Raw genomic sequence first — 13,840 nt, forward strand, 5'->3', positions numbered from 1 at the left:
ATCCGGGCACGATAGCGAAGAGACCCAGCCCAAACCATGCTGACCGTTTCTCTGCCTTCCCGCTCCAGCAGCACCCCCTCCCTGCCCCGCCCTCCCGATCGCCAGCATTTCCACTCAAACTTGATCTGACACAACACGCATAGTCGCCGCAGGCATCAAGGTCAGCTTTTAACCAGTTTTCTCAACCGCATGTCCAGCGACCCTCTTGCGCCGCCCGTGCTGCGCCTGACGCTCACGCGCGATCCCCTCGCCGGCGCCGGCGACTGCCCCGCCGCGCCCGGCTGGCATGCCGAGACCCATGTGCTGTCGAGCGCGCGCGGCATCGGCAGCTGCCGCATCGCCCTCGATATCGGCCCGGCCGACGTGGTGCAGCTGCTGCTGTGCGACGGCAGTTCCTTGCTGGCAAGCAGCCTGGACCTGCCACGCTACCTGGGGCCGGCCACGGCGGCACGCGACGGCGCGCCCGCCAGCATCGAAGTGGGACTGGCCTTGCGCCCGCAGGCGGCGTGCCAGCCGCCCGGCGCCAGCCGCGACGGCCTGGGCGCCTGGATGCTGCGGGCCGTGCGCGTGTACCGCTGCGGCGCTGCCGCCATGACGGCGCTGGCGGCGGCGGGTACCTTTCAGGACCGCCAGCTGGAACAGCGGCTGGGCCTGTACCGCTGCGGCATCGAGGCGGGCAGCATGACGGCCGTCGCCAGCCTGCCCGCCGGGCCGGAACCGGTGCTGCTGCTATTGCACGGCACGGCGTCATCGACCCAGCGCAGCTTTGGCGGCCTGTGGCGCAACGGCCTGGCGCCGCAGCTGGCGGCACAGTACGGCAACCGCATCTATGGCTATGAGCACCGCAGCCTCAGCGAAAGCCCCATCGACAACGCGCTGGCCCTCGTGCGCCAGTTGCCGCACGGCGCCGTGCTGCACCTGCTGACGCATTCGCGCGGCGGCCTGGTGGGAGAATTGCTGGCGCGGGCGCAGCGCATCGACAGCCGCGGCGCCGTCGACCTGGCGGGCGACGGCCTGGAGCGCCTGAGCGAAAACACGGTGGGCGGCGAAGCCTTCAACAGCCACGATATCGAGCACTTCACGGCGCAGGCGCGGCTGGGCGGACGCGGCGGCCACGACGGGGATGCGGCGCGCCTGCGCGCACTGGGCGTGGAGCTGAAAACGCGCGCCATCCGCATTACCCGCTTCGTGCGCGTGGCATGCCCGACGCGCGGCACGACCCTGATGTCGGGCCGGCTGGACCGCTGGGCCAGCGTGATGTTCAACCTGCTGCAGGACGATGCCCCCGATGGCGCCGCCGCCTTTCTGCTGGCCGTGGTGCAGCAGCGCTGCGACGCGCGCATCCTGCCGGGCCTGGAAGCGATGATGCCCGACTCGCCCCTGGTGGCGCTGCTCAATGCGCCCGACGTGCGCGTGGCCAGTCCGCTGCATGTGCTGGCCGGCGCGTGCAGCGGCGAGGGCCTGCTGGGGTGGCTGGGCGACTGTCTCGGCGAACAGCTGTACGGCGGGCAGAACGACCTGGTCGTCAATTGCGCCTCGATGGCCGGCGGCGCCACGCGCAGCACGCCCGTGCGGCAACTGCTGCTGCGCGGGCCGCGGACGCACCACCTGAACTACTTCGAGCGCGCGCCTTCGAGCCTGGCCGCCGTACAGGCGCTCACGGGCGACGAGACTGCCTACCAGCCGCTGAGCGGCATGGAACATGGCCCGCTGGGACGCGGCGGCGAAGTGCCGAAACGGCGCGCGCACGCGCCCATCGCGCTGCTGCTGCCCGACATGCTGGGCAGCCATCTGCAAGTGGGCAGCAACCGCATCTGGTTCGACCCCGTCAACCTGGTCGAAGGACGCATCGAACGCCTGGCAGTGGGCCAGCCGCACATCGTCAGCGCCGGCTGGCTCGAGTCCTGCTATGAGCCGTTTGCCCGCTTTCTCGCGCAAAGCCAGGAAGTGCGGCCCTTTACCTATGACTGGCGCCTGTCGCTGCAGCACTCCAGCAGCGCCTTCCTGCCCGTGCTCGATGAAGCCATGCGCGACGCCGGAGAGCGCGGCCAGCCCTTGCGCATCGTCGCCCACGGCATGGGCGGGCTGGTGGCGCGCCTGGCCCTGAAGGACCGCTGGCAGCGCTTCGGCGCCCTGCCCGGCAGCCGGTTGCTGCAGGTGGGCACGGCCAACCGGGGCACGCAGGCGATGGTGCAAGTGCTGCTGGGACGCGACCGGCTGGTGCAGATGCTGGCCTGCTGGATCGGCTGGAAGCACACGCGGCGCCAGTTTCTCGGCTTCGTGCGCGCCTTTCCCGGCGTGCTCGACATGCTGCCGTGGCCGCAGGCGGGCGGCATCGACTATTTCGACGCCGGCGCCTGGGCGCAGCTGGCGGCCGGCGACGCGCAAGCGGGCCTGCCCGGCGGCTGGCAGGCGCCCGAAGCGCCAGCGCTGGCCGCCGCGCGCGCCACCGTGGCCCTGCTGGAAGCGGCCCCGCTCGACGCCCGCCATTGCAGCTACCTGGCCGGCTGCGCCGACACGCCGGTGGCGCTGCGCCTGCGCGACGGCGGCATCGAGACGGCGTGGTCGCTGGATGGCGATGGCCGCACCGCCTGGCAAGGCGCCGTGCCGGCCGGCGTGGAAGCGTGCTACCTGCCCGTGGCGCATGGCGACCTGCTGCTGCAAAAGGAATACTACCCGGCCATCGCGCAGCTGCTCGAGGGCGGCCAGGCGGCAGCCCTGTCCCGGCAGCCGCCGCACGCGCCTGGCGGCGTTCCGCCCCGCTTCCATCCCTACGTCCCCGAGGCCAGGCCGCTGTACCCGCAGCCGCAGGAATTGCTCGACGCGGCCATCGGCGCCGCCGGCCCCGCCAGCGCGCCGGAAAGCCGCGCGCCGCAGCTGAGCCTATCCGTCATCCACGGCAGCATGGCCTCGGCCGATGCGCCCGTCATGAGCGGCTGCTACGCGTCCGAATCGCTGCGCGGCAGCATGAGCTTTCTCGACCGCCTGCTGGCCGGCAAGCTGCAGGAAATCCACGCGCTGGGGCGCTTCCCGCAGCGCCCCGACTCCGCCCTGGTGGTGCTGCAGCCCGATGCGGCGCGCCGGCCCGGCGGCGCCATCGTCATCGGCCTGGGCGCGCTGGGCGAGCTGACGCCTGGCGAACTGGCGCGCGCCTTTGCCGGCGGCCTGCTCGAATACGCGTGCGTCTGCCTGCAGGTGCGCGCCGCCGGCCACGTGGCCGCGCCGCCGATGGGCGAACACGGCTTGCGCGTGGCCAGCCTGCTGTCCGGTTCCGGCTACGGCGGCTTGAGCATCGCCCTGTGCGCGCGCGCCCTGATCGACGGCGCGCGCAGCGCCAACCGGCGCCTGGAAGACGCGGGCATGGCCTGCCGCATCGGCCACATCGCCATCTATGAACAGTCCGAGGCGCGCGCCATCGCCGCCGCCGTGGCCATCGAGCAGATCATGGCCGAGGCGCGCTACCAGGGCAGCTTCTCGTTCGAGCGGCGCATCCGCCACAGCCCCGGCGGCTACCGGCGCATCCTGCCCAGCCTGAGCGGCGACAATGGCTGGCGCCGCGTGCAGATCGTCGCCGCGGATCTCTCGGGCGCCCTGCGCTTCACGGTGCTGACGGACCGCGCCCACAACAGCGTCGATGAAGAGCCGAACCAGCGGCAAGCCGTCGATGGCCTGATCATGGATGCCACCGACAACACCACCGACCAGCCGGGATTGTCGCGCGCCCTGTACGAACTGATGCTGCCCAACGGCCTGAAGGCGGCCATCCCCGAGATGCGCGGCCTGATCCTGGCCGTCGACCAGAGCGCCGCCATCTACCCGTGGGAACTGATGCGCGACGAGGCGGGCAGCGAGGAAAGCCCCCTGTCGACGCGCATCGGCATGGTGCGCCAGCTGGCCAGCCTGCGCGAGCAGCCGCCGGCCGTCAGCCCGCCCAGCAACAGCGTGCTGGTGATCGGCGACACCGATTCCGGCCTGCCCGAGCTGCCCGCCGCGCAGGCCGAGGCGCAGGACGTGGCGCGCATGTTCGGCGCGTACGGCTACCAGGTGCGCGAGCTGCTGCGCCCGCAGGCGCAGCGCGTGCTGGTGCACCTGTTCGACGAGCGCTATTTCGCCATCCACCTGGCCGGCCATGGCGAAGTGGCCGGCCCCGGCATCGCCCATACGGGCCTGGTGCTGGGACCGAAGACGCGGCTGACGGCGGCGCAGGTGGGCAAATTGAAGCGCGTGCCGCAATTCGTCTTCATCAATTGCTGCCACCTGGGCGACATGCGCGCGGACGCCATCGCGCCATGGTCGAAACTGGCCGCCAGCCTGGCCACGGCCTTCATCGAAATGGGCTCGCAAGCGGTGATCGCGGCCGGCTGGCGCATCGACGACGAGGCGGCCAGCATCTTCGCGCACAGTTTTTATCACGCCATGCTGAGCGGCGAGTACTTCGGCGACGCCGTGCGCCTGGCGCGCGAGGCGGCGTATCTGCGGTTCCCCGCGTCGAACACCTGGGGCGCCTACCAGGCCTACGGCGACGACCGCTACCGCTTTCCGAACACCCAGAGCCGGCCCTGGCAGGCGCCCGACTACCACTACCACGGCCATTTGCTGGCCGACCTGGAAACCCTGCACGCGCGCCTGGCGGGCGCCGATGCGGCGCGCCGCGCCGCCATCGAGGAAAAGCTGGCCAGCATCGAGGAAGCCGTGCGCGCGCGCTTCTTCGGCTGCGCCGACATCCGCGAAAACATGGCCGCCACGCGGGCCGGCCTGGGAGGCCTGGACAATACACTGCGCGCCATCGAGCACTATCGGGCGGCGCATAGCGCGGCCGACGGCAAGGTGGGCCTGCGCGCGCTGGCGCACTGGGCGGAACTGGAGATACGCCAGGGCGCGGCCCTGTGCGGCCTTGATGCGGGCGCCGGCATCGAGGTGCCGGCCGTGCCCGATCCGGTACAGGGACGCCAGCTGCTGCAGGACGGAAAACAGCATATCGACCTGCTGGTGGCGCTGGCGCCCACGGCGCAGCGCCTGGCCCTGCTGGGGCGCTACTGGGCCTTGCAGGGGCGCCTGGCCTGCGGCGAAGGAAGCTCCGGCGCGCCGGCCCTGCGCGCCATGACGGACGCCTGCCTGGCCGCGCTGGAAGAAGCGCGGCGGCGCAGCGGCGTGGCCGACTGCGACCTGATTTTCCAGGTGCTGGCGGGCGCCCTGCTGCTGAAATCCCACGGCGACGGCGGCCCCTGGCGCGCCCTCGATCCGCAGCTGGGCGACCTGCTGCACGACGCCATCGCCTATGCGCGCCAGCGCCACGCGGACGAACACCGCGCCATCGACGCCGGCGCCCCCGTGCGCGCCGCCCTGCTGGCGGCCCTGTGGCAGGTGCCGGACGGCCAGCCCCTCGACGCGCCGGCGCGCGCCGCTTTCCTGGCGCTATATCACGACGCCGTGCGGCGCCACGGCAGCATCGGCGAACCCGAGGCGATCACGGCGCCGTTGCGCTTCCTGCTCGAACTGCTGCCGCCCGGCGGCGCGGACACCGGCTTGCGCAGCGCCGTGCAGGCGCTGGCTGGCCAGCTGCAGGCTTCACTGCCCGCTCTTAGCCAGGCACCACCCCGTAATGGCGCGCATAGCGCTCGTCCAGATTCGCCAGCGGCATCATCATGAACATGTCGGCGCTTTCGAAGTCAGGATCCCAGGCCGGTTCGCCGCAAATCCAGGCGCCCGAACGCAGATAGCCCTTGATCAGCGGCGGCACTTGCGGCTTGTGCGCCGCTTCCACCTGATGGATGGGGAAAGGCAGGTGCGGCGTGACGCGGTACTCGCTTGGGGCCATGTGCTTTTCGGCCAGCGCCTGGTACACGGCGACGGCGTTATGGCCGCCATCGGCCAGGCTGATGCTGGCGCAGCCGACCAGGTAGTCGCAGCGCTCGCGGCGCATGTACTCGGCCAGGCCCGACCACAGCAGCATGATCACGCTGCCGCCGCGGTATTTCGGGTGGATGCAGGCGCGGCCCGCTTCGACCATGCGGCCGCGCAGGTTCTTCAGGCGGCTCAGGTCGAACTCGTTTTCCGAATACAGGCGGCCGATCTTGGCTGCCTTGGCCGCGCTCAGCACGCGGTAGGTGCCCACCACTTTCAGGGTATCGGCGTCGCGCACGATCAGGTGGTCGCAATGCGCGTCGAATTCATCGCTGTCGAGGCCATCGGCATTCGCCAGCGACGTCAGGCCCATGGTCTCGATAAACACCTTGTAACGCAAACGCTGGACTTCGCGCAATTCCGCCGCTGTAGTGGCCTGGCTCAGCACCAGTTGGACCGGCCGGGCCTTGGCTTCGTTTGATGCGATTATGTTTTGCATGGTTTCATCCCTGTGATCAAGACGACTCCAGCGTACTTGCCTAATATGTCAGGAAAATGACAGCCGAATGTCATTTCCATGACGCAAGTCAATGCCATGCGGGGATCGTGCATAATTACCACACTCCCCTTCCGGAAAGCCACGATGGACGATCACGAAGCGCCCCGCATCACCCCCTATACCAAGCCTGCCGCCGGCTGGGACTCCCTGAAACACATGGCCATCAGCCTGCGCCAGGAGCGGGTCGCGCCCGGGAACCTGAAGGCGCTGCTGGCGCAAAACCAGCCGGACGGCTTCGATTGCCCCGGCTGCGCCTGGCCCGACCGCAACCACGCTGCCACGTTCGCGTTTTGCGAAAACGGCGCCAAGGCCGTCGCCGCCGAAGCGACCAGCCGCCGCGCCGGCCCGGAGCTGTTTGCCAGCCACACCGTCACGCAGCTGCTGGAACAATCGGACTACGCGCTGGAACAATACGGCCGCCTGACCGAACCGATGGTCTACGACGCCGCCAGCGACCGCTACGTGCCCATCGCCTGGGAAGACGCCTGCGCCCTCGTGGGACGCCACCTGCGCGCCCTGCCCGACCCGAACCAGGCTGCGTTCTATACCTCGGGACGCGCCAGCAACGAGGCGGCCTTTTTGTACCAGCTGATGGCGCGCCTGTACGGCACGAACAACTTCCCCGACTGCTCCAACATGTGCCACGAGGCGACCAGCCGCGGCTTGCCGGCCACCGTGGGCATCGGCAAGGGCACGGTGACCCTGGCCGACTTCGAACTGGCCGACACCATCCTGATTTTCGGCCAGAATCCCGCCACCAACCATCCGCGCATGCTGGGCGAGTTGCGCGAGTGCGCGCGCCGCGGCGGCAGCATCGTTTCCATCAATCCCCTGCGCGAGCGGGGCTTGCAGCGCTTCATGGACCCGCAAAGCGCGCTGGAAATGGCGACCCTGGGCAGCACGCGCCTGGCCGGCCTGTTCGTGCAACCGACACTGGGCGGAGATTTCGCCCTGATCAAGGCCGTCGCCAAGCGCGTCGTCGAGCATGACGACGCGGCGCAGGCGGCTGGCGCGCAGGCCGTCATCGACCACGCTTTCATTCTTGAGCACTGCAGCGGCTTCGACGCCTTCCGCGACGACCTGCGTGCAGAAAGCTGGGAACTGCTGCTGCGGGAGTCGGGCGTGGCGCGCGCGCAGATCGAGGCATTGACGGACATTGTCGTCAAGGGCAAGCGCATCATCGCCACCTGGGGCATGGGTTTGACGCAGCACAAGCACAGCGTGGCGGCCATCCGCATGCTGTCGAACCTGATGATGTTGCGCGGCCAGATCGGCAAGCCGGGCGCCGGATTATGCCCCGTGCGCGGCCATTCCAACGTGCAGGGCGACCGCACGGTGGGCATCGAGGAAAAGCCCACAAACGCCTTCCTCGACCGCCTGGGCCAGGTGTACGGATTCGAGCCGCCGCGCGCGCACGGCCACGACGTGGTGGCCACCATCGAAGCCATGCGGCGCGGCGACGTCAAGGTCTTCATCGCGCTGGGCGGCAATTTCGCCGCCGCCACGCCCGATACGCCATTGACCTTTGCCGCGCTGCGCCAGTGCGCGCTGACGGTGCAGGTGGCCACCAAGCTCAATCGCAGCCACCTGGTCATCGGCAAGGAAGCCCTGCTGCTGCCCACCCTGGGCCGCACGGAGATCGACCTGCAGCACGGCGTGGCGCAGGGCGTGACGGTGGAAGACTCGATGAGCATGGTGCATATCTCGTACGGCCGCAATGCGCCCGCCTCGCCGCAGCTGCGCTCGGAAGTGGCCATCGTGGCCGGCATGGCCGAAGCAACGGTGGGCAGCGCCCTGGTGGACTGGCGCGCGTATGCGGCCGACTATGCGCGCATCCGCGACGATATCGAAAAGGTGTTTGACGATTTTTACGACTACAACGCCAGGGTGGCGCAGCCGGGCGGTTTTCATTTGACGGTGGCTTCGCGCGAACGCGTGTGGAAGACGGCCAGCGGCAAGGCCAGCTTCCTCGTCGCCCCGCTGGACCTCGATACGCCGCTGCACCGCGCCCGCGCGCGCCATGGCGAACGCCTGATGGTGTTGATGAGCACGCGCTCGCACGACCAGTACAACACCACCATCTACGGCATGGACGACCGCTACCGGGGCGTGTACGGCACGCGCAAGGTCGTCTTCGCGAATGCGGCCGATATCGCCATGCTGGGTTTTAAGGATGGCGACATGATCGATATGATTAGCGCCTGGGACGACGGCGTGGCGCGCCGCGCCGACGGTTTCCGCCTGGTCGCCTACGACATCCCGCGCGGCTGCCTGGGCGCGTATTACCCCGAAACGAATGCGCTGGTGCCGCTGGCCAGCACGGCCGACGGCGCCGGCACGCCCACGTCGAAATCCGTGCCGGTGCTGCTGCAGCGTTCTGCCGCTTAGATGCTGATGCCGGGCGTGTAGTCCACGTACGCATCCTGGCGGCAGAAGCCCACCAGCTTCATGCCCGCCTGCGCGGCGATGGAAATGGCCAGCGAACTGGGGGCGGAAATCGTCGCCAGCAGCGGAATCTGCATGCGCGCCGCCTTGCGCGCCAGCTCATAGCTGCCGCGGCTGGACAGGAAGACGAAGCCGCGCCGCATGTCGGCGCCGTTCAGCGCGAGGTGGCCGATCAGCTTGTCGAGGCCGTTATGCCGGCCGACATCCTCGAACACGTGCACAATGTCGCCGTCTGGCGCGCACCACGCGGCAGCGTGCACGCCGCCCGTTTCCCGCATCAGCGCCTGGCGTTCGCGCAAGCCCGCGGAGGCTCGCGCCAGCGCGGCCGGCAAGTCGACGCGGATCAGGGACGGCGGCAGCGCCGCAGGCTGCAAGTCGAGCATGTCGATGCTGTCGATGCCGCACACGCCGCAACCCGTGCGGCCCGTCAGCTGGCGCCGCCGATCCTTCAGGCGCATGAAATCCTCTTGCGCGATGGTCAAGGCCACTTCGGCGGAGTCGGAACGCAGGAACACTTCGCAATCGAAGATGGCGGCAGCCGATGCCACCACGCCTTCCGTCAGCGCGAAACCATACGCGAATGCTTCCAGGTCGCGCGGCGTGGCCATCATGACGACGTGGGAAATGCCATTGAAGACCAGCGCGACGGGGATTTCCTCGGCGACGTGGTCGATGGCATCGGTGGACTGGCCCGCCTGGTGGCGGACGATGGAACGCTCGACGAAGCCGGCGCGTTCGGTATTGGTATCTTCTGACATGGCAACCATGGGGGAACTATCACAGGCCCCATGGTAAACCAGAATGGGCAAGCGGGGGCGGCCCCTGCCCGCGCCATCAATCCTTCTTCGGACGGCCCGTTTTCAGCTGCGGCAAGCCGGCCAGCACGTTTTGCAGCGTGGCCAGGTCGATCTGGCTGATCAACGCCACGCCGATGCGCAGCAATTCGCTTTTCTTGATCTCGAAACCGGCTTTCAGGCAGGCTTTCTTGACCTGGCCCAATACCTCGTATTCCGCTTCCGGCATAGTGAAGCTGTCGCGCACCAGTTTCGGCTTGCGGGCTTTTTCCTTGACGGCGGCGACCTTGGCGGCTGGCGCCTTTTTCACGGCGGCGGGCTTGGCAGCAGCTTTGGCCGCCGGTTTGACCGTGGCTTTCGCTACCGGCTTGGCGGCTGTGGCAACTGGCTTGACAGCGGCTTTCGCGGCTGGCTTGGCGACAGCTTTGGCGGCAGGCTTGGCAACGGGTTTGGCAACGACGGCCTTGGCCGCCGGCTTGGCGGCTGGCGCCTTGGCTACGGCAGGCTTGGCGGCAACAGGCTTCGCTGCTGCCGGCTTGGCTGCTGCGGGTTTGGCAGCCACTGGCTTGACGGCGGCTTTGGCCACCGGCTTGGCGGCCGCCTTCGCCGCAGGTTTGGCGGCAGGTTTGCTGGCCGGTGCGGCCTTGGCCGCTGCCGCATTGATCGATGCGCTGGTGGGGAACATCGATACGGGCGCGCTGTCGGCCTTTTTCACTGGAACGGTTTTGGTCATGGATTTTCCAATCTAATCAATAATATAAACAATATATACTGTTTTTTGAAATCTTGCTTGCTGCACATCAAACCATGCGCACGACAGACACCCTCTCACGCGCTGGCGCGGATGGTGAAATCGACCCCGACCTCGTCCCAGAATTCCTGCTCCTTCTCGATCCAGAACGACACGGTGGGATGGTGCGCCACCCAGCCGCGCTTGATGTCGAGCTCGATGCGGCTCTTCATGCGCAGGCGCAGTTCGCTGAAATCGGCCTCGATGCGCGCGTGCATGAGCAAAATCGACAGGCGCAGCGCCAGCACGGCCTTGGCGAAATCTGGGTCGGACAGCACTTCGCCGATCTTGCGCAGGTTGCCCTTCTGCGCCAGGATCAAGCGGCTCATGGTCTTCTGTTCGCGCGTGGTAAAGCCGGGCAAGTCCGCGTTTTCCACGATGTAGGACGCGTGCTTGTGGTAGCCCGTCTGCGACACGGCCAGCCCCACTTCGTGCAGCAGGCTGCTCCAGCGCAGGCTTTTCACCAGGGCGTCGGACGTGGGCTTGAGCTGTGCGTACAGGGCCAGCGCCTGCTGCGCCACCCGGCCGGCGCGCTGCTGGTCGATATGGAACTTCTCCATGCAGCCCTGCACCGACTGTTCGCGGCGGTCGCGCTTGGTCGAGCGCAGGTACAAATCCCACATCACGCCCATGCGCAGGCCCGCCTCGATCGGCGTCATGGCGGGAATCGCCAGTTCGCGGAACAGGCCGATCAAGATGGCCAGGCCGCCGACGATGGTGCTGGCGCGGTCGGGGCGCAGGCCGGGCATGTCGATGCGGCTGGTGTGACCGAGTTCGATGAAGCGGCGCGCCAGCGCATCGAGGCTGGCGCTGGTGAGCAAGCCGTCGCCAAGCTTGTTGCGGGCGATGATGTCGGCGATGGTGCGGATGGTGCCGGAAGAGCCGTAGGCCGTCTTCCAGTGCTGCGGGTGGTACGGCGGCGCGGCATCCTCGAAATGGCTGCGCGCCGACAGGATGGCCGCCTCGAACGACGGCGCGTCGATGCGCCCGCCGATGAAGAACGACAGGCTTTGCTTGACCGTGCCCAGGCTGAACGACTCCACGCGCTCGATATCGTTGCCGCGCCCCAGTATCAGTTCGGTCGAACCGCCGCCGATATCCATCACCAGGCGGCGTTCGCCGGGAATGGCCAGCGCATTGGCCACGCCCATGTAGATCAGGCGCCCCTCTTCCTCGCCCGAGATGATTTCGATCGGGTAGCCGATGGCTTGCTCTGCCAGCGGCAGGAAGACGGCGCCGTTGCGCGCCACGCGCATGGCCGACGTGGCCACCACGCGCACGGCTTCAAGCTCGAAACCTGCCAGGATGGCGCGAAAGCGCTGCAGGCAGGCCAGCGCGCCCTGCATGGCCGCCTCGGTCAGGTCGCCATTGGCGTCCAGGCCAGCGGCCAGGCGTATCGGGTCGCGCACGCTCTTGACCACGCGGATGGTGTCGCCATCATGCTTGCCGACGTGTAAACGAAAACTGTTGGACCCCAGGTCCACCGCTGCATACATACTGGCCTCTTGTCTTGTCATTGCTGCACCAACTGAAAAAAGTTGGCAAAATCAGTTGCTAAACTATATAAATCATTTAAACGATTTAAAAATCCTACCACACTACCCTCATCGTATGACAGCGGCGTGACAGGATTGTGACAAAACGGCGGCCAGCCGTGGCGCTTACGGCACGATGGTGGTAAATAAATAAACGGCGAAAATCACCAGGTGCACCGTGCCCTGCATGACCGTGGTGCGGCCCGTGCCCAGCGACAGGGTGGCCACCATCAGCGACAGCAGCAGCAGCACTGTCGATTTGATATCGAGTCCCAGGGTAATCGTCAGGCCCGTGGCCAGCGACACGACCACCACGGCGGGTATCGTCAGGCCGATGCTGGCCAGCGCGGAGCCGAGCGCCAGGTTCAAGCTCGTTTGCAGACGGTTCGCGCGTGCGGCGCGCACGGCGGCCAGGCCTTCGGGCAGCAGCACGATGGCGGCGATGACGATGCCGACCAGGGTTTTCGGCGCGCCCATGGCGGCAATCGCCGTCTCCAGCGCGGGCGCCAGCGACTTGGCCAGCAGCACCACGGCCCCCAGGCACACCAGCAGCGCGCCGGCGCTGACCCAGGCGACTGTGGGCGTGGGCGGCGCCGCATGCACCTCTTCGTCGCCGACGGCTTCCTTGGGCAGGAAGTAGTCGCGGTGGCGCACCGTCTGCACCAGCACGAAGGTGCCGTACAAGACCAGCGAGATGACGGCGATGAAAATGAGCTGGCTGGAATTGTAGAAGGGGCCGGCGGCGCTCGACGTGTAGTTCGGCAGCACCAAGGTCAGAATCGCGATGGCGGCCAGGGTGGCCAGCGAGGCGCTCACGCCCAGCAGGCCGAAGGTCTGCTCGCGGTGGCGCCCGGCGCCCAGCAACAGGCAGATGCCGACGATGCCGTTCAAAATGATCATGATGGCGGCAAACACGGTGTCGCGCGCCAGGCCCGTCGTTTCCGGTCCGCCGGCCAGCATCAGCGAGACGATCAGCGCCACCTCGATCAGGGTCACGGCCAGCGCCAGCACCAGGGTGCCATACGGTTCGCCGATGCGGTGCGCCACCACTTCCGCGTGGTACACGGCGGCCAGCACGCTGCCGATCAGGCCAGCGACCAGCAGGATCTGGTAGTAGCCGCCGACATTGAAGGTGGAACCGAACAGGAACAGCCAGCCGGCAAGCGGGGCGGCAAGCGGCCATACAGGCAGGGATTTGAGCATTTTCATTATGGGCCTGGCAAGAGTAAGAAAGGGGAACTGCGGTGCGGACGACAAGAGGGGCCGAGCGTGCACCCCACAGCATAACTTGCTTAGCTTAAATGAATGTTAGGGAATGCACATGTCCGGGTGCCGGCGCCCGCGCCTGGGTCGCCTTTCAATCACCTTGCCACAGTGCACCTGCTTGCTATCGGTAACTATAGTCCCTTTGGTAACATGCCGTTGCAATTTTCTTGTCTTTTTACTTCCTGAATCCGTCATACTGCAGGGCAGGCCCTCCCGCCACCGACCAAGGACACACCATGAAACGAGCAAGCAGCGCAGCCACGCGCACCGTCACCGTATTAGCCATCTTCGCTAGCAGCCTGCTGTGCGCCGCCGCGCAAGCGGACACGCCGCCTGCGCCGCCAACGCAGGCAGCGCAGGTGGATGCAAACTGGGCCACCCCGCCCGCGCCCGCCGCAGAGGCACGCTGGCAGGACAGCCTGCCGCCCGCGCCGCCCGTGGCGCCACGCGAAGAAAAGATACTGCCCAAGAGCGAATGGCTCACCGTCGAGCCGATGAAGGCGCCGGACCGGCGCTGCGATCCCGGCCTGGACGCCCTGTTCCTGCCCAAGGAGTGCGGCAAGGAACCGAGCTGGCTGGGCTCGCGCAAGAAATAATCCGGTTTATT

8 protein-coding genes are annotated in these 13,840 nt (G+C 67.8%); 3 read left to right on the forward strand and 5 right to left on the reverse strand.

The features are described 5' to 3' along the window. Window positions 1-189: 189 nt before the first annotated feature. Window positions 190-5,649, forward strand: coding sequence for a CHAT domain-containing protein (locus IGS61_RS17410; protein WP_230540825.1), 5,460 nt, complete (start codon window positions 190-192; stop codon window positions 5,647-5,649). On the opposite strand, the gene IGS61_RS17415 is transcribed toward IGS61_RS17410, so the two are convergent. After that, a complete protein-coding gene (locus IGS61_RS17415) occupies window positions 5,582-6,343 on the reverse strand; it encodes a GNAT family N-acetyltransferase (RefSeq protein ID WP_046683713.1) in 762 nt (253 codons plus the stop codon). The two genes, IGS61_RS17410 and IGS61_RS17415, sit on opposite strands and share 68 nt — an antisense overlap. A gap of 144 nt (window positions 6,344-6,487) precedes the next feature. On the opposite strand from IGS61_RS17415, the gene IGS61_RS17420 reads away from it, so the two are divergent. Next, a complete protein-coding gene (locus tag IGS61_RS17420; RefSeq protein ID WP_230540826.1) occupies window positions 6,488-8,791 on the forward strand; it encodes an FdhF/YdeP family oxidoreductase in 2,304 nt (767 codons plus the stop codon). On the opposite strand, the gene fdhD is transcribed toward IGS61_RS17420, so the two are convergent. The 4 genes from fdhD to IGS61_RS17440 all read right to left on the reverse strand — a co-directional run bounded on the left by fdhD (window position 8,788) and on the right by IGS61_RS17440 (window position 13,176). Next, the gene (gene fdhD, locus IGS61_RS17425; RefSeq protein ID WP_230540827.1) at window positions 8,788-9,615 is read right to left on the reverse strand and encodes a formate dehydrogenase accessory sulfurtransferase FdhD; all 828 of its coding nucleotides are present in this window, start codon (window positions 9,613-9,615) and stop codon (window positions 8,788-8,790) included. The two genes, IGS61_RS17420 and fdhD, sit on opposite strands and share 4 nt — an antisense overlap. 67 nt (window positions 9,616-9,682) lie before the next feature. Continuing rightward, window positions 9,683-10,375 carry a hypothetical protein gene (locus IGS61_RS17430; protein ID WP_268993928.1) on the reverse strand — a complete coding sequence of 231 codons (693 nt, stop codon included), beginning with the start codon at window positions 10,373-10,375 and terminating at the stop codon, window positions 9,683-9,685. Between the two features lie 95 nt (window positions 10,376-10,470). Continuing rightward, complete coding sequence (locus IGS61_RS17435; RefSeq protein WP_230540828.1) at window positions 10,471-11,928, reverse strand: Ppx/GppA phosphatase family protein; 1,458 nt, start codon at window positions 11,926-11,928, stop codon at window positions 10,471-10,473. A 165-nt stretch (window positions 11,929-12,093) separates the two neighbouring features. Further along, complete coding sequence (locus tag IGS61_RS17440) at window positions 12,094-13,176, reverse strand: calcium:proton antiporter (RefSeq protein ID WP_230540829.1); 1,083 nt, start codon at window positions 13,174-13,176, stop codon at window positions 12,094-12,096. A gap of 293 nt (window positions 13,177-13,469) precedes the next feature. On the opposite strand from IGS61_RS17440, the gene IGS61_RS17445 reads away from it, so the two are divergent. Continuing rightward, complete coding sequence (locus IGS61_RS17445) at window positions 13,470-13,829, forward strand: hypothetical protein (protein WP_230540830.1); 360 nt, start codon at window positions 13,470-13,472, stop codon at window positions 13,827-13,829. Window positions 13,830-13,840 lie beyond the last annotated feature (11 nt).

It is taken from the genome of Janthinobacterium sp. FW305-129, from assembly GCF_020858115.1.
In the GTDB taxonomy this organism is placed as follows: domain Bacteria; phylum Pseudomonadota; class Gammaproteobacteria; order Burkholderiales; family Burkholderiaceae_D; genus Janthinobacterium.

Coding starts and splice junctions, on each gene's coding strand:
- IGS61_RS17410 (WP_230540825.1), top strand. CDS start 190: ATGTCCAGCGACCCTCTTGCGCCGCCCGTGCTGCGCCTGACGCTCACG.
- IGS61_RS17415 (WP_046683713.1), bottom strand. CDS start 6,343: ATGCAAAACATAATCGCATCAAACGAAGCCAAGGCCCGGCCGGTCCAA.
- IGS61_RS17420 (WP_230540826.1), top strand. CDS start 6,488: ATGGACGATCACGAAGCGCCCCGCATCACCCCCTATACCAAGCCTGCC.
- fdhD (WP_230540827.1), bottom strand. CDS start 9,615: ATGGTTGCCATGTCAGAAGATACCAATACCGAACGCGCCGGCTTCGTC.
- IGS61_RS17430 (WP_268993928.1), bottom strand. CDS start 10,375: ATGACCAAAACCGTTCCAGTGAAAAAGGCCGACAGCGCGCCCGTATCG.
- IGS61_RS17435 (WP_230540828.1), bottom strand. CDS start 11,928: ATGTATGCAGCGGTGGACCTGGGGTCCAACAGTTTTCGTTTACACGTC.
- IGS61_RS17440 (WP_230540829.1), bottom strand. CDS start 13,176: ATGAAAATGCTCAAATCCCTGCCTGTATGGCCGCTTGCCGCCCCGCTT.
- IGS61_RS17445 (WP_230540830.1), top strand. CDS start 13,470: ATGAAACGAGCAAGCAGCGCAGCCACGCGCACCGTCACCGTATTAGCC.